Source organism: Mycobacterium kyogaense, assembly GCF_003254575.1.
Lineage (GTDB): Bacteria > Actinomycetota > Actinomycetes > Mycobacteriales > Mycobacteriaceae > Mycobacterium > Mycobacterium kyogaense.
This window is the reverse complement of record NZ_QJUA01000007.1, coordinates 121,212-135,847: the sequence shown is the minus strand read 5'-3', so window position 1 is coordinate 135,847 and position 14,636 is coordinate 121,212. Positions and strand designations below refer to the sequence as shown.

At 69.5% G+C, this 14,636-nt stretch carries 18 protein-coding genes and 1 pseudogene; 7 read left to right on the top strand and 12 right to left on the bottom strand.

The genetic code is table 11. The features are described from left to right. Position 1 precedes the first annotated feature (1 nt). On the bottom strand, positions 2-538 hold the full coding sequence (locus DMB80_RS07920; RefSeq protein ID WP_111509332.1) for a TetR/AcrR family transcriptional regulator: 537 nt from the start codon (positions 536-538) through the stop codon (positions 2-4). 74 nt (positions 539-612) lie between these two features. Here DMB80_RS07920 and DMB80_RS07915 point away from each other — a divergent pair, with 74 nt between their 5' ends. Continuing rightward, entirely contained in the window at positions 613-1,329 is a 717-nt protein-coding gene (locus tag DMB80_RS07915) for an SDR family NAD(P)-dependent oxidoreductase (RefSeq protein ID WP_111509331.1), read from the top strand. A gap of 7 nt (positions 1,330-1,336) precedes the next feature. On the opposite strand, the pseudogene DMB80_RS07910 reads toward DMB80_RS07915, so the two are convergent. The 5 genes and pseudogenes from DMB80_RS07910 to DMB80_RS07890 form a co-directional block, all read right to left on the bottom strand. After that, positions 1,337-2,007 (bottom strand): annotated as a pseudogene (locus DMB80_RS07910) (alpha/beta hydrolase). A 32-nt stretch (positions 2,008-2,039) separates the two neighbouring features. Beyond that, positions 2,040-2,828: a DNA-formamidopyrimidine glycosylase family protein gene (locus DMB80_RS07905; protein ID WP_111509330.1), complete on the bottom strand. Its 789-nt coding sequence runs from the start codon at positions 2,826-2,828 to the stop codon at positions 2,040-2,042. 12 nt (positions 2,829-2,840) lie between these two features. Next, entirely contained in the window at positions 2,841-3,191 is a 351-nt protein-coding gene (locus tag DMB80_RS07900) for an STAS domain-containing protein (protein WP_111509329.1), read from the bottom strand. Next, positions 3,188-4,243 carry a cobalamin B12-binding domain-containing protein gene (locus DMB80_RS07895; RefSeq protein ID WP_111509328.1) on the bottom strand — a complete coding sequence of 352 codons (1,056 nt, stop codon included), beginning with the start codon at positions 4,241-4,243 and terminating at the stop codon, positions 3,188-3,190. The genes DMB80_RS07900 and DMB80_RS07895 overlap by 4 nt, the downstream gene beginning before the upstream one ends. Continuing rightward, complete coding sequence (locus DMB80_RS07890; protein WP_111509388.1) at positions 4,240-5,781, bottom strand: PP2C family protein-serine/threonine phosphatase; 1,542 nt, start codon at positions 5,779-5,781, stop codon at positions 4,240-4,242. The genes DMB80_RS07895 and DMB80_RS07890 overlap by 4 nt, the downstream gene beginning before the upstream one ends. 326 nt (positions 5,782-6,107) lie before the next feature. Here DMB80_RS07890 and DMB80_RS07885 point away from each other — a divergent pair, with 326 nt between their 5' ends. After that, entirely contained in the window at positions 6,108-7,241 is a 1,134-nt protein-coding gene (locus DMB80_RS07885; protein ID WP_111509387.1) for a CynX/NimT family MFS transporter, read from the top strand. A 30-nt stretch (positions 7,242-7,271) separates the two neighbouring features. Here DMB80_RS07885 and DMB80_RS28035 read toward each other — a convergent pair whose 3' ends face one another. Continuing rightward, positions 7,272-7,415 carry a hypothetical protein gene (locus DMB80_RS28035; RefSeq protein WP_162938453.1) on the bottom strand — a complete coding sequence of 48 codons (144 nt, stop codon included), beginning with the start codon at positions 7,413-7,415 and terminating at the stop codon, positions 7,272-7,274. A gap of 204 nt (positions 7,416-7,619) precedes the next feature. Between DMB80_RS28035 and DMB80_RS28030 the strand changes: the two genes are divergently transcribed. Continuing rightward, on the top strand, positions 7,620-7,796 hold the full coding sequence (locus DMB80_RS28030; protein ID WP_162938452.1) for a hypothetical protein: 177 nt from the start codon (positions 7,620-7,622) through the stop codon (positions 7,794-7,796). 70 nt (positions 7,797-7,866) lie between these two features. On the opposite strand, the gene DMB80_RS07880 is transcribed toward DMB80_RS28030, so the two are convergent. Continuing rightward, a complete protein-coding gene (locus tag DMB80_RS07880) occupies positions 7,867-9,216 on the bottom strand; it encodes an acyltransferase family protein (protein WP_111509327.1) in 1,350 nt (449 codons plus the stop codon). Between the two features lie 179 nt (positions 9,217-9,395). On the opposite strand from DMB80_RS07880, the gene DMB80_RS07875 reads away from it, so the two are divergent. Genes DMB80_RS07875 through DMB80_RS07865 form a run of 3 tightly spaced genes read left to right on the top strand, consistent with a single transcriptional unit; the run spans position 9,396 to position 10,237 of the window. After that, a complete protein-coding gene (locus tag DMB80_RS07875) occupies positions 9,396-9,623 on the top strand; it encodes a hypothetical protein (RefSeq protein ID WP_111509386.1) in 228 nt (75 codons plus the stop codon). Continuing rightward, positions 9,616-9,879, top strand: a complete 264-nt coding sequence (locus DMB80_RS07870; protein WP_240431059.1) for a hypothetical protein — start codon at positions 9,616-9,618, stop codon at positions 9,877-9,879. The genes DMB80_RS07875 and DMB80_RS07870 overlap by 8 nt, the downstream gene beginning before the upstream one ends. Before the next feature lie 16 nt (positions 9,880-9,895). Then, entirely contained in the window at positions 9,896-10,237 is a 342-nt protein-coding gene (locus DMB80_RS07865; RefSeq protein ID WP_111509326.1) for a heme-binding protein, read from the top strand. Here the strand turns inward: DMB80_RS07865 and DMB80_RS07860 are convergent. Continuing rightward, complete coding sequence (locus tag DMB80_RS07860) at positions 10,234-11,430, bottom strand: MFS transporter (RefSeq protein ID WP_240431067.1); 1,197 nt, start codon at positions 11,428-11,430, stop codon at positions 10,234-10,236. The genes DMB80_RS07865 and DMB80_RS07860 overlap by 4 nt on opposite strands. 284 nt (positions 11,431-11,714) lie before the next feature. Between DMB80_RS07860 and DMB80_RS07855 the strand changes: the two genes are divergently transcribed. Continuing rightward, positions 11,715-12,851, top strand: coding sequence for a glycoside hydrolase 5 family protein (locus tag DMB80_RS07855; protein WP_111509384.1), 1,137 nt, complete (start codon positions 11,715-11,717; stop codon positions 12,849-12,851). Positions 12,852-12,879: 28 nt separating this feature from the next. Here DMB80_RS07855 and DMB80_RS07850 read toward each other — a convergent pair whose 3' ends face one another. The 3 genes from DMB80_RS07850 to DMB80_RS07840 all read right to left on the bottom strand — a co-directional run bounded on the left by DMB80_RS07850 (position 12,880) and on the right by DMB80_RS07840 (position 14,627). Beyond that, the gene (locus DMB80_RS07850) at positions 12,880-13,653 is read right to left on the bottom strand and encodes an enoyl-CoA hydratase/isomerase family protein (protein ID WP_111509324.1); all 774 of its coding nucleotides are present in this window, start codon (positions 13,651-13,653) and stop codon (positions 12,880-12,882) included. A 12-nt stretch (positions 13,654-13,665) separates the two neighbouring features. Then, on the bottom strand, positions 13,666-14,052 hold the full coding sequence (locus DMB80_RS07845; protein WP_111509323.1) for a nuclear transport factor 2 family protein: 387 nt from the start codon (positions 14,050-14,052) through the stop codon (positions 13,666-13,668). 68 nt (positions 14,053-14,120) lie between these two features. After that, complete coding sequence (locus DMB80_RS07840) at positions 14,121-14,627, bottom strand: DUF6328 family protein (RefSeq protein WP_240431058.1); 507 nt, start codon at positions 14,625-14,627, stop codon at positions 14,121-14,123. Between the last annotated feature and the right edge of the window lie 9 nt (positions 14,628-14,636).

Genomic DNA, 14,636 nt, shown 5'->3' with positions numbered 1-14,636 from the left:
GTCAGTTGACCAGGCCCATCCATGTGTCGGCCACCCGCGAGACCGTGGCATCCTCCACGTCGATCAACGGCGCGAGCTCGAGGAAGTGCCGTGCGATCGTGATGCCGAGGATGCTCGACACCAGCAGTGCTGCTCGAAGTTCGGTGTCTTCACCGGTCATCGCCCGGGCGAGATTAGTGGTGCGTTCCTGCAGATAGTCGCGCATCACGGCGGCCGCTTCCGGTGAGGTCAGCATCGAACGCACGAGTGCTTTTGTGGGAGCCGGTAACTCGCGCAGTCTGGTCTGCAGGACCTCGGCGAGATGGCCGGGGATGTCGTCACCGGTCAGGTCGGCGGCGGGTTGCACCGCCAGCGTGAACAGTGCCTGTTTCGATCCGTAGTGCTGCAGCACCAGTGAGGGGTCGACGCCTGCCCGCCGGGCGATGCCGCGGATCGTCGCGCCGTCTTCCCCGTGCGCACCGAACTCTTCTTGCGCTGCTGCCAGGATTTTCGCCGCGGTCGCGGCTTTGCGCTCCGCCCTCGTCCGCCCTTGCTGCACGCGTTCACTCTACATGCGTTGAGCCAGAGTGGTAGATTCGCTCAACATACGATGAGCGAAAAAAGGAGTAGACGATGAGAAGCGAGCAACACGTCAGCCCGAACCGCACCGTGCTGGTCATCGGGGCCTCGCGGGGTCTTGGAGAGGCGATCGTGGAGACCTACGTCGCTCGGGGTGCGCAGGTCGTCGCGACCGTGAGGACTGACAGCCCGTCAGAGTTGACCGCTTTCGCGCGGCGCCACAGCGATTCCGTCGCTGTCGAGTACCTCGACATCACAGACGAGGGGCAGATCGACGGGTTGGGCACGCGACTTGCCGGTCGGACGTTCGATCTGATGTTCGTCGTGGCCGGCATCTCGCTGGCCCCGCAGGACGCGATCGGTACGGCCATCGACACCGTCGACTTCCATCGCATGATGGACACCAACGTCCTGGGTGTCATGCGCACAGTGGAGCATCTGCAGGACCTCGTCGACCCGGCCGGGACGATCGCGATCATGTCGTCGGGCCAGGGCAGCGTCACCAACAACACCAGCGGCGGCTTCGAGGTCTACCGAGCGACAAAGGCGGCGCTCAACCAGATGTTCCGCAGCTACGCCGCCCGGCACGCCGACACCACCCGGACGCTGTTGCTCATGGCGCCCGGGTGGGTCAAGACCACGATGGGTGGCCCGGGTGCCAAGCTCGAGATCAGCGAGAGCATTCCCCCGTTGGTCGACACCGTGGACGCCCAGCGTGGGGTGCCAGGTCTGAGATATCTCGACCGATTTGGTGAGACTGTCCCCTGGTGATCGGAAGTCATTGCCGCACAGCAGCAATGAGGTCAGCGACCTGGTGTGCATCGCGCAGGGCGGACGCCTCGTCGGACGGCGCGTAGCGGTCGGCCGCTGCGTCGTAGCGTGCACCGGCGATGCTGCCATGATCGGCGTCGAGTTCCACCACCCGCACCGGCCACCCGGCCGACTCGAGTTCCCTCGCGAAGGTCCGGCTGATGTCGACGGGCACGACGTCGTCGGCGCGGCCGTGCAGCAGCATGAACGGGGCGCCGGGCCGCACCGTCGGCAGAGCGCCGGCCGGCGCTGCCCCGCTGATGGGGTCGGCCACCATGAATGCCCCTGCCAGACACACCGTGTGCGCCAGCGTCACCCCAGCTCGTCGGCACGCAGCGTCAGACCCGCGGCGGCCGCCCCTCCCAGCGACCAGCCGACCAGCGTGAGCCGATCCGGTGTGGCCGACCAGCCGCGCACGACGTCGAGTGAGGCCAGCAGGTCCGATCGGCCGTGGTCGCCGGCGTGGGAATCCCAGTCGGGCGCGACGACTCCGAAGCCCCGGTCGGCGAGCGCCGCGGCCAGCACCCCCACGGTGGCGCGGGCGTCGGTCTGCGTGCCGTGCCACAGCAGCAGTGGTGCATCGGCGGGCCCGCCATAGATGTCGGCGTGACGGCCGGGGGCGTACTCGATGGTGTCCATCCCGACCGGGTGCCCACCGCGGCCGATTCGACTCATCGCTGACAGGCCGGGCACCACCAGGTGCGCCGGCGTTCCGGATCTCCTCCCACCTCGGCGACCACCCGGACCGTCGTCCCGCATCGCAGGCACGGGCGTCCAGCCCGGCCGGCCACCCAGTGCTGCTCGCCCTTGCGGCGCACCCCAGTGGTCACCTGCATCGCCCCCGGTACGGTCGCCGAGTGGCGCAGCGCCCGCGCCCCCAACTCCAGCAGCGCGGCGGTGTCGACCTGCCCGACCGGTGTCCACGGATCATGCCCCCGCAAGAAGCACAGCTCATTGGCCCACAGATTTCCGAACCCGGCGACGCACCGCTGGTCGAGTAGTGCGGCGATCAACGGCCGCTTCGGATCCGCGGCCAGGCGCCGCGCCGCCTCGTTAAGATCCCAGTCCTCGCGCAGCGGGTCCGGACCGAGGTGGCCGACGCATTGCGCCTCGTCGGCCGTGCGCACCAGCTCGACCACGGGCAGCTTCACCCCGTAGGCGGCCGGCCCATCGGTTCGCAGCAGCACCCGGACGTCGGGCATCACCGAGCGCGGCAGCCATCGCCCAGCCGCCGATACCGTCCACGAACCCGACATGCGTAGATGAGTGTGCAGGGTGACGCCGCCGGACAACCGGGTCAGCAGGTGCTTGCCGTGGGTCACCTGGGCGGTCACGGTGCGCCCGGCGAGGTCATCGGTGGCATAGGCGGGCACGCGCAGTTCGCCGCGAAGCAGGGTGCGTCCCGTCAGGGCGTCGTCGAGCCGCCGGGCCAACGCATAGACGGTGTCACCCTCGGGCACGCGGGCTCCGACTCAGACGCTGCGGGACTCGCTCGCCGCCACGCGGCTGGGCCGGGTCGTGAGGTGTTCGAGAACACCGGTGATGTCGAGGAGCCGCTGCAGCTGCGCCGGCCGGTGGTCGAGGTGGAGCTGAATCCCTGCGGACGAGGTCTTGCGGTGGACGAGAAGCAGACCGGACAACCCGGCGGAATCGCAGAATGTCAGCCCCGCGAAGTCGAGGTGCAGGTCGGAGACCGCGGTGGTGGCGGCCAGCACGTCGGACGCGGCGGACACGAGGGCAGGGGTGCTCTCGTAGTCGAGGTCTCCGGTCACGGTCAGCCTGGTGGAGGTGCCGTCGATGTCGGTGCTCAGCGTGAGATTCATGCAGATGCTGCCTGGTCGATCGGGGCCCTGCCGAGGGCACGGTGTGCCGCGGCGAGGAGGCGCTGGGTACGGGGGAATTCGGACAGGTGGGCGGTCAGAGCGTCGAGTGCGGGATGCAACGACGCCGCGGGCACCCCACGGGCGGTCAGGATCTCGGCGGTCCAGGTGACGAAGTCGGTGAACAGCGCATCGTCGTCGGTGTAGAGGGCGACCGCCAGGAAGTCGACGATGTGCGCGATGTCTTCGATGGTGTGCTGACGCTGCTGGTCGCTGTAGTCGCGCATCGCGGGGAAGCGGCTCTCCAGCTCCGTCACCGTCGTCGCGACCAGGTTCCCCGCCGCCGTGCTGACCATCGTGTATTCCTGGTCGGCCAGGTGCGGCAGGTCGTCGATGGGTTGGTGCGGCGCGCACGGCGAGCGCCGCGGCACCCCGTCGGCCAGCAGCACGGCCGCTTCCCTGGCATTGGAGGTCCACGCGTCGGCGCCCAGCAACGAGGCGAAGCGGCCGTCCACCCCGAAGCCGGCGCCACCGGCGAGCACCGGAACCCCAGCCGCCTGGCACGCCGTGATCGCGGCGTGGGCGGTGGGCAGACGTGTCGGGATCATGCAGGACAGCGCCACCGCGTCAGGGCCCTGCTGGTGCAGGTGCGCAATCAGATGGGGTGTGGGCACCTGAGCGCCCAGGAAGTCGACCTGCCACCCGCGCAGGCGCAGCACCTCGGCGAGCAGCCGGGCGGGCAGCGCGTGCCACTCGCCGTCCACGCAGGCGACGGTGACCCGGCCCTGTGACGTCTCCGGCGGTCGGCATGCGCCGTGGTGGGCCAGAGCTGCGATCACGCGGTCGTTGATGGCGGTGGCGACGTGCTCCTGCACGACGGTGATCCGGTTGGCGGCCCACTCCGAACCCACCCGCTGCTGCACGGGCGCGATGACGTCGAGCAGCAGCTCCTCGCAGGGTGTCCCGGCGTCGGCAGCATCGAGAACCGCTGCGGCGGCGGTGTATTCGTCACCGTCGAGGAGCGCGGCCCAGAGCCTGTCGATGGTGGTGCTCATGCGGAGGCCGTATACCTCCCCGCGGTGTGCCCGTCGACCGCGCTGAGGTGGGTGCGCCGGGGGGAGGTGATCGCCACGACAGCGATGTCGTCGTGCGGTCGGCCCTTCACCCACTGCGAGGTGAGCATCATGATGCGTTCGACCACGGCCTCGGCCGGCATGCCCGAGCACTCCCGCAGCGCGGCGGTCAGCCGCGGCTCACCGAACATCTCCGCGCCGGTCGGCCCGCCGTGCGCCTCGGTCACTCCATCGGTGAACAGCAGACAGGTCTCGCCGGGCGCCAGCGTGGTCTCGAACGTGGACGACTTGATCTCGGGCAGCGCCCCGACCAGCGTGCCGCGGGTGTCGGCTTCCTCCACCCGCCCGTCGGCACGCACGATCAGCGGCGCGAGATGTCCGGCGCTGGTCAGACGCAGAGCCACCTGTCCGTCGCGACGGCACACCGAGGCCAGCACCAAGGTCGCGAACTTGGTGTGCTCGGCCGACAGCAACGCGCTGTTGAGCAGTCGCAGCACGCCGGCGTGGTCGTCGGCCAGCGGGGCGAGTGCCTGCAGGGTGTTGCGGATCTTACCGGTCACCAGCGCGGCCTCGAGGCCCTTGTCGCAGACGTCGCCGAGCACCACGAGGGTCTCGTCCTCGGGGTTCGCCGCCGGGTGGACGTCGTAGAAGTCGCCGCTGATGAGGTGGTCGTCCTCTGACGCGCGGTAGCCGCCGGCCAACTCGATGCCGTGGAAGCGGTGCAGCTGGGGCGGCAGCAGATCACGCATCAGCGTGCGGGTGATCGCGGCCTGCTCGCCGTACAGGCGGGCGGCGGACAGGGCCGTGCCAGCGCGGGCGGCGAAGAGCCGGGCGAAGACCTCCTCGCCGTCACTGAACGCCATCTGCGAGGTCTGGCGCAGCAGCACCAACGCACCAGCCGGCACGCCGTGGCCGGGCAGCGGGGTGATGACGATGGAGCCGACGGGACCGGAAAAGCCCTCCGGGACGAGCCATTCGGGGACCGTGGCCGGATCGATCCACCGTGACGGCACCGGTGGGAAACCGCGCAGCGCCTCGGCGAGACCGGGCACCATCTCGGGGCCGCCGTCGATGGTGCGCTGCACGACCATGCCGTCGGGACCGGCACACACCAGCGAGATCTGACGGCGCGTCGCAGGCGCCACGACGACCGCGGCGTCAGCGAGGTGGCGCGCCGCCATCCGAACCGTCGCTTCCATACAGCGCTCGACGTTCAACGAGGCCATCAACTCGGTGGAGGCTTCGTCGAGGAACGCGGCCCGGTCACGCTCGCGGCCCACCGCGTCCTGGGCGTGCAGCAGCGCCTGATCGGAATCGGCGAACAGCCACCAGGCCACCGCACCGGCCAGCAGCGTCGTCGGCCGCGCCTCGATCTCGTGCCCGGCGACGTCGCCGGCGGCCGAAGGTGAGCGTTCCAGATGGGCGGCGCTCAGCCAGGTGGGTGTGCAGTCGAGGAGAGCTGTGCCGGGGTGCGCAGCGGGGAAGATCGCCAGCGCCGCGGGACTGGTCGCGCACACCATGCCGTCGGCATCCACCACGATCACGGGATGCGGGATATCGTCCCAGCTGGGCTCAGCGACCACGGTTTCGGTGGCCGGCTCGGTGATGACGCCGACGGCCAGTTCGGGGGTAGCGTTCTTACGCACGTCAACCCCCGTTCAATGTCTTTGGTCACTGTACGCCGATTACGTGCGGGTTCAGTGATGAGGCGATTTGCCTTGGCTGCAGTGGTCGGACCACCCTGGAAGAAGTGAGCAAGGCCCCCAGCACCGCAACGGTTCCTTCGACGGTAACGCATCACCGGCCGCGATCGGGATTTGTGACGATTCTGTCCGCGGTCGCGATCATGTTCGTCGCGGCGAATCTGCGGCCTGCCGTGGTGGCGGTGGCGCCCCTGGTGGGCGACATCAAATCGGCGACCGGGTGGGGCAGTGGGATCACCGGTTTGCTCACCACCCTCCCCGTGTTGGTGTTCGGCCTCGTGGCACCGTTCGCGCCCCGGTGCGCGGCGCGGTTCGGCATCGAGCGCACGGTGTTCGGCGCAATGGTCGTTCTCGTCGTCGCGAGCGCGGTGCGTTTGATGCCCACCCCGGCGGCGCTGTTCGCCGGGTCCGCGCTCGCCGGCGTCGGGATCGGGGTCTGCAACGTCGTGCTGCCGTCGCTGATCAAACGCGATTTCGTGCACCACTCGGGGCTGATGACCGGCCTGTACTCGATGACACTCTCGGGCGGTGCCGCTGCCGCGGCGGCGCTGACGATCCCGATCGACGACGCGCTGGGGGGCGACTGGCGGCTCGCGCTCGCCAGCTGGGGTCTGTGCGCGGCCGCGGCGGTCCTGCTGTGGGTCCCGCAGCTCCGCCGCGTGCACCGGATCAGCGCCGGACGCCCCGCGGCGTCGCTGTGGCGCAATCCGATCGCGTGGGCGATCACCGCGTTCATGGCAGCTCAGTCGTTCATCTTCTACACGTTCACCGCGTGGCTGCCCGAATTCCTCGTGGACCGGGGCATGTCGGCCAGCAGCGCCGGGGCGGTCCTGGCTCTGGGCCAAGTCGCGGGGCTGGTGATGTCGCTGCTGGCACCGATCGTGGCGGGCCGGTTCGCCGACCAGCGGGTGGTCACCATGGCAGCGTTGGGGCTGACCGCTGCGGGTTTCGTCGGCCTGTTGACGACGACTACGGCGCCGACGCTGTGGACGATGCTCGTGATGGCAGGTCCGGGCGCGTCGATCAGCTTGGCGCTGCTGTTCATGGTGCTGCGCAGTACCTCCACCGATCAGACCAGCCAGGTGTCGGGCATGGCGCAGAGCGTCGGATACGTCGTCGCGGCGATCGGCCCGGTCGCGATCGGTGCGCTGCACGACGTGACGGGGTCGTGGACCGTCGCGATGGGCGTTCTCTCCCTTGTCCTGATCCCGCAGGCGGTGTCGGCGCTGTGGGCGGCCAGGGACGCGACGATGGACGAGCACCAAAAAAGCCGGTGACCAGTCGGTCACCGGCTCCAGGTGGGTGGGTCAGCTCTGGGCGGACTCGTACCGCTCGGCGACGGCCACCAGCTCGTCGCGAATCGACGAATCAGGCAGCGAGCGGATCCGCGCGTACAGACGGCGCCGATCCCTGGCGAGCTTGAGGTTGGCGCGGAACTGCGCGACAGACATGGTGCGTGTACTCCTTTTTCGGTTCCCCGGGGTGCCGGGGTGCTTTGGTGTGGCCTGCGGGGCGGGGATCGCCCTCCCAGCAGGCACAACGGGACATGCTTCCGTGTTAATTCCACGTAAATCAACTCGCTGACGTGTGAGTTTGCGGACAGTGAGCGCCGTCACCGGGGCGTAGTCGGGCGGTGATCGGGTACCGGCGGTGGCATGACAACCAACGCCGGAGACCCCGAGGACCTCGACGCCGTTCTGGCGCCCACCGAGGAGGCCCATCCCGATCGGCGCGAACATGCCAAGACGCCCAAACATCTCGACGACGACGAACTGGCCCGTCGCACCCAGCACGAGCGCGACGTTGTGGCTGACGACCGGGAGCAGCAGTGATGACCTCGCCCGACGATCCGAACGAATCCCTCCCCGATTCCGAGCCGGGCGTGCCGCCGGCCAACCCCGCCTACGCGACTCCGCCGCCGGAGGGACTGCCCGACGCAGATCGCGACTGAGCGGCGGTGCGGGGGCGTACCCCGACGAGCAGTGCGCCGCCGGCGAACAGAGCCGCGGCGAGCACCGGGAGGCGGCCGCCGGGCGCAAAGCCGTGTGCGGACAGCAGCGCGAGAGCAAGCGCGCATCCGGCTGTGCCCGTGTACAGCGTCGCCTCGGTGAGCGCCCCTGGCGCGGGGACGGCGACCGTGGGCAACGCGGCCGCGACGAACCGGCGTTGCCAATGCAGCAGCGTGAGCAGTGCTGCGGCGACCACCGCGAGCACGATTTCCCACTCGAGGCGGGCCAGCCACCATGCACCCGATCCCAGCGGTGGCTGCGGTAACAGCCCGGTGGGATAGCCGACCAGGGTCACGATGATCACGGGCAGCATGTGCCACAGGTACAGCGCCATCACGTTCTGGTTGGCCACGCGGAGCACCCGCGGCCAGACGCCGCGCGCCAGCGCCCGGTTCAGCACCGGAACCAGGGCGAACAGCACGCCGATCTGCAGCAGGGCCAGCGCCAGCAGTGCCGCGGACGGTGGTGCGCTGTTCTCCACGCGGTCGCCGGGCACGCCGATCATCGCGGTCGGGTACGGGCCCCAGGTCACCATCGCGGGCAGGGCCAGCGCGGCGATCGCCGCGGTGTCGAGCAGCACGCGCCGGCTCAGCCGGCCGTCGTAAAACGCGATGCCCAGCTGGTAGATCGCCGCCCAGCAGAAGAAGTAGTTCGCCATCCGGATCTCGGGGTGGTCGGTCGCGATGCCCACGATGTCGACGAGCACCAGGCCGACGCCCAGGACCAGCGGCACCCGCAGCCCCCACCGCCGGTGCGCCGCGACAGCCAGCGGTGTCAATGCGACCACCATCAGGTACACGGCCAGGAACCACAGGTGCATGGCGACGGCCCAGCCGCCCAGCTCGAGCACCGACCCACTGATGCCCGACACCATCAGGACCGCCATCACGATGACGATGGCACCGGCGTAGACCCCGGTGGGACCCAGCGTGCGGGCCACCCGGCGCCGAATCCAGTCCTGTCTGGCCGCGGTGCCCGCATCGGCGGGGAGCCGCTCCCACGACGCTGCGCTGGCATACCCGGCGACGGCGAAGAAGACGGGAACGACCTGGAAGAACCACGTGATCCACTGGGTGAACGGCATCAGCACCAGCGGGTTGTCCCGACCGAAGGAGCCGTCCCGGTAGGTCATCACCGAGAGCAGCCAGTGTCCGATGACGACGATCAGCACCGCGGCGGACCGGTACAGGTCGAGGGCGCCTTCGCGTGGCGGTGTGGGGCCCGCGGCGGTGGACTCGGTCATCGACCCTCCAGATGCGCATGTCTCGCATCCGCACGGTAGCCGAAGGGCATTACGTCACCGATGCGCGCGAAATGTAGACGGAGGCTGACGGCAGCGTCAGAATCTCACGTGTGAAGCACCTGCGGAGTCATCGCCGTGTTGGCGTGTTGGCCGGACTGGGCGCGACGTTGCTGAGCAGCATGGTCTGTGCACCCGCTGCGTCGGCCGACGTGTGCGGCAGCGTGGGCGGCCGGTTCGTCTCGGTGAGCGGTTGCGGCAATATCGCCGACGCGGTCGCGCCCTGGGTACCGCCTCCAGGGGCCTACGCGCCGCTGCCCGAGGATTACGCGGCACCACCGCCGCCTCCACCGAATGTCAATGTGTGCGCGAGCGTCGGCCGCCGGATCAGCGTGAGTGGCTGTGTCTAGGCTGCGGGCCGCCGCGGCGCTGTGCGCGCCGGCTGCCCTGATCGCCGGCGCGATGGGCGCCGCACCGCCGGCCGGCGCGGAGTGCGTGAGCTCCAACGGCACCACGGTCTGTTCGCAGGGCAGCGTGCGCGGCACGAACAACGGGCAGGGTCCCGGAACGCTCGACACCGGGCCGATGTGGCCCTACCCCTGCGAATACGACTGGTACTGCAACGACGGCGGCCTTTCGATCATCTTCACGCCCGGCCGTAACTGAATCCGACAGGAGCACCATGAGCACCTTCCTCACCCGTGCCGCGCTGACAGCGATCGCACCGGCAGCGGCGCTGCTGGCCGTCGCGGCCCCGGCGTCCGCGCAGCCTGCGCCGCCACCCCCGCCGCCGAACTGCACCGCTGCCGATCTGGCCGGTGTGATGGCCGGCGTCACCGCATCCACCTCGGCCTATCTGTTCACCCACCCGGACGTGAACGACTTCTTCACCGGTCTCCGAGGGAAGAATCGTGACGAGATGAAGACCGAGGTGGAGAGCTACATAGCCGCCCGCCCGGACGTCGGCGATGCGCTGCGCGCGATCCGGCAGCCCTCGGTCGACTTCCGCGCCCGCTGCGGTTAGTCGGAGCGCGGTGCCGAGGTCATCTGCCCCGGCCGGCACAACACCGAGACGATGACGCACAGCACGGCGGCGACCCCGAACGCGGCGTAAACGTTCAGCGCGTCGGCGGTGCCGCCCAGCACCGCCGCCGCGATCGGGCGCGACCCGAGAAACCCGACGAGCCACAGCGCCATGATCCGACCGCGCAGCTCCTCGGGGGCCTGCTCCTGCACAACCGTCCCGAGCCCGGTCATCGCCCACCCGAAGCCCAGTCCGGCCAGCGCGAACCCAGCTACGGCGACGGCCGTCACCGAGCCCATCGCCAGCACCGCACAACCGGCCGCCATGCCCCACAAGCCCAGTACGGACACGCGGTCGGCCACGATGCGGCCGCGCAGCCCGGCGAGCAGCGCCATCCCCGCCGCGGCGCCGATCCCGAAGATCGCCGACAGCATGCCGACCATGCGGGCGTCCCCGCCGAGCGCCGCGGCCACCGACGGGGTGAGGGTGATCGACGAGTCCGACGCGACACCGACCACCGCGACCGCGATCAGAGCCAGCAGGAGCCGGCGATCGCCCATCACGTAGCGGACCGCGACCCGCACCCTGTAGTCCGTGCCCGAGCTGCGAGCAGGTGGGACCGGGAAGCGCACCACGATCAGGAACGCCGCGAACACCAGATGCAGAGCCGCGCTCGCGGCGAAGGCGTACGCCGGTCCCAGGTGGGCGGCCAGGTATGCGCCCGCGGCCGGGCCGAGGATGCGGCCGATCGTCATCGGCATGCTGTTGAGCGCCATCGCGGTGGACAGTTCCCCGTCCCGAATCAAGCTGGGCACGATCGACTGCATCGCCGGGCCACCGACGGCGAACCCGAAGCCGACGAGCAGCGAGCCGAGTAGCACGGCGACCGCTGCCGCCGTGCCGTCCGCCGACGGCGCGGTGAACAGCCACCCGGCCACCACGCCGGAGCCCGTCGCGCAGAACACCCGGCCGAGCAGGATCTGGCGGACCGGGTTGCCGGTGTCTGCCCACTTGCCGCTGGTCGGGGTGAGCAGCAGCTGCGGCCCGAACTGGGCGACGCCCACCATGCCGACCATCAGCGCGGAGCGGGTGGCGTCGTAGATGACGATCGCCGCGACGATGCCATGCGTCCACACGGCGACGACAGAGAAGATCTTGCCCCAGAACAGCGCGCCGAAGACGCGGTCGAACATCAACCCCACGGCGCCGCGGGGGCGGTCGTCGATGGTGTCTTCGCGCGCGGGCGTCACCCGAACTGCATAGCACAGTACCGGCACGGGCATCGACCACCCGTCCTGTCCACTGAGCGAAATCGCCAGTGCGGCTTGATGTTCGGCGTAACAGCAGGTGCCCGCAGATCGATACACTGGGCGGCTGGCCGTGTCCTGCCCTGTCCCATGCCCCGGTTCTCCCGTCGAAGGATGATGCCTTGACTCGCCCGACCGCGCAGGTGAGCTCCGTCGCCCGCGGAGGCGCACTGCGCCGCCGCACCGCGCTCAAGGCACCCCTGCTCGCAGCTGCGGCGATGACGCTGACCCCGGTGCCACGAGCATCGGCCGACGACGGGCGCTGGTCGGCCGACCGTGCCGGGCGGTGGTATCAGCAGCAGGACTGGCTGGTGGGCGCCAACTACATCGCCGGCAATGCGGTCAACCAGTTGGAGATGTTCCAGCCCGGGACGTTCGACCCGCGGCGCATAGACGCCGAGCTGCGGCTGGCCAGCCTGGCCGGGCTGAACACCGTGCGGGTCTTCCTCCATGACCTGCTGTGGATCCAGGACCCGACGGGGTTCCTGCGTCGTGTCGGTCAGGTGGTCGACATCGCCTCACGCCACGGGATACGTCCGCTGTTCGTTCTGTTCGACTCCTGCTGGGATCCGCTGCCGGCGCTCGGCAAGCAGCCCGCACCGCGCCCGGGGGTGCACAACTCCCGCTGGGTGCAGAGCCCCGGCGCGGAGAATCTGGACGACCGGCGCTACAAGCGCGTGCTGCACGACTACGTCGTCGGCGTCCTCACCCGGTTCCGCGGCGACCGGCGCATCCTCGGATGGGATCTGTGGAACGAACCCGACAACCCCGCCAAGCAGTACCGGGACACCGAGCGCGCCGACAAGCTGGCGCTGGTGGCCGACCTCCTGCCGCAGGTGTTCCGCTGGGCGCGCTCCGTCGGCACCATCCATCCGCTGACGAGCGGTGTGTGGGACGGCGTGTGGGGCGATGCGCGGCTGCGCAGCGAGATCGCGGGCATCCAGCTCGACCAGTCCGACGTGATCTCGTTCCACAGCTACGACAACCCCGTCGGTTTCGACGCCCGCATCAGCGAGCTCGCGTTCACCGGCCGCCCGCTGCTGTGTACCGAGTACATGGCGCGTTCGCTGGACTGCACCGTCGAGAACATCCTGCCGATCACCAAGCGCCGCAACGTCGCAGCATATGCGTGGGGTCTGACGGCCGGAAAGACGCAGACGTACTTTCCGTGGGATTCGTGGGATCGGCCCTACACCACCGAACCGCAGCCGTGGTTCCACGACCTCCTCGGGAGGGACGGCGAACCCTACCGGCCGGCGGAGATCGCCACGATCCGCAGTCTGACCGGCCGACCCCGCCCGTCGTGATGCCCGTCTTGATGCCCGTCGTGACATGTCACCGCGCCTTCCACTGCGGGCGCCGCTTCTCCCGCCAGGCCGAAATCCCCTCGGCGACATCGGCTGTCGCGCCGACCACCTTGCGCATCACCTCGCCGAAGCGGACCGACTCGATCCACCCCATGTCGGCGGTGCGCCATGCCACTTCCTTGGTGGCCCGCTGAGCCAGCGGCGCCGCCTCGGTCAGCGTTCGCGCCCATTCCTGCGCCGCGGGCAGGAGCTCGTCGGGTTCGACCAGCCTCCAGACAAGTCCGACCTCCTTCGCCCGCTCGGCCGCCATCGGCTTACCCGTCAGCAGCAGTTCCATCGCATCGGCCCAGCGCAGTCGCCGCGGCAACCGGATCGCGCCGACGATCGTGGGCACGCCGATCGTCACCTCGGGGAAGGCGAACGTTGCTTCGGTGCTCGCAATCACGAAGTCGCAGAACAGAACTCCGGTGAGCCCGTAGCCCAGGCACGGCCCCTGCACGGCCGCGATGGTCGGCTTGAACAACTCCATGCCGCTTTCGAAGGAGTTGATCGTCGGCTTCTCCCAGAACGTGCCGCCGAACGTCCCGACCGCTCCCTCGCCGTCCTTCAGATCGGCGCCGGCGCAGAAGATCCGGCCGGTGGAGGCGAGGATGCCCACCCACGCATCTTCGTCGTCGCGGAACCGGTTCCACGCCGCGTTGAGTTCCTGTCGCAACGCACCGTTGATGGCGTTGCCCGCCTCGGGCCGGTTCAGCGTGATCGTGGCGACGTGATCGCGGAGCTCGTAGGTCACCAGGCTCATGCCGTCACTGTGTCAGTTGCTGCGCTTCTCCGCGTGCAGGAAGGCGGCCGTGTCGTAGTAGGTGCGGAACGCCGAGATCGACTCGTCGTCACCTTCGAGCACGCTGACCCCGTCGTAGCGGAAGTCGCTGCCGTCGCGCAGCGTCCCCGTCGAACTCCACTCCAGGTACGCGATGCCGTCCTCGGTGACGGTGTGCGAGAAGTCGGACGACAGGTCGTCGAAGACGTCACGGTACTGCGTCCAGAAGGTCCGTGCGCCGTCCTTGCCGTGCTGGCCGTGGGGTAGGCCGGCCTTGGTCAGCGTCGCTTCGTCGGCGAACAGCTCGACCAGCGGCTCCACGTCACGGCTTTCGTGGAGTCGGGTCAGCGCGTCGATGAAGTGCTTCGTCAGTTCATGCATGCGATCGGCCTACCCTCGGGCAGATGGCCTATGCGTCCGGTGGCATGGAGGTCACCAATTCGACATGCCTAGAGCCGGTCTGCGTAGGTGCCTCGTCGGACGGCTAGGGGTAGCGCGACCCAGAGCGCCGTCGACGCCGCCACGGTGGTCGTTCCCGCGATCACTCCGGCGGTGAACCCTGCCAGCACCTCGAACAGTAACGTGGCGACACCGGACACCGCCACGCCGAGCAAGAGCAGTCCGAGGACCGTGATCCGGTGCGATACGAGGACCAACCACGCCAGCATGTGCCGGCGAAATACGAAGCGGTGCAGGGCCACCGGTGCTGTCAACAGTGCGGTGGCAACGATCGAGCAGGACACAGTGGCCAGATACAGGTGATGCATGCCTGGGTCGAGCGACGCGAAGCGTTGCTGGAAAGGCAGCGTGAGGAGGAACCCGGTGAGTAGCTGCACCCCGGTCAACACGACGCGCAACTCGTGCAGGAGGCACAGCCAGTTGCGGTCGAGCCGTTGCGTCGGACTCTCTGACCGCTGCTCGCGATTCCAGCTGTCCGAGAGGGGTGGCGCCGTCATTGCGGGCAG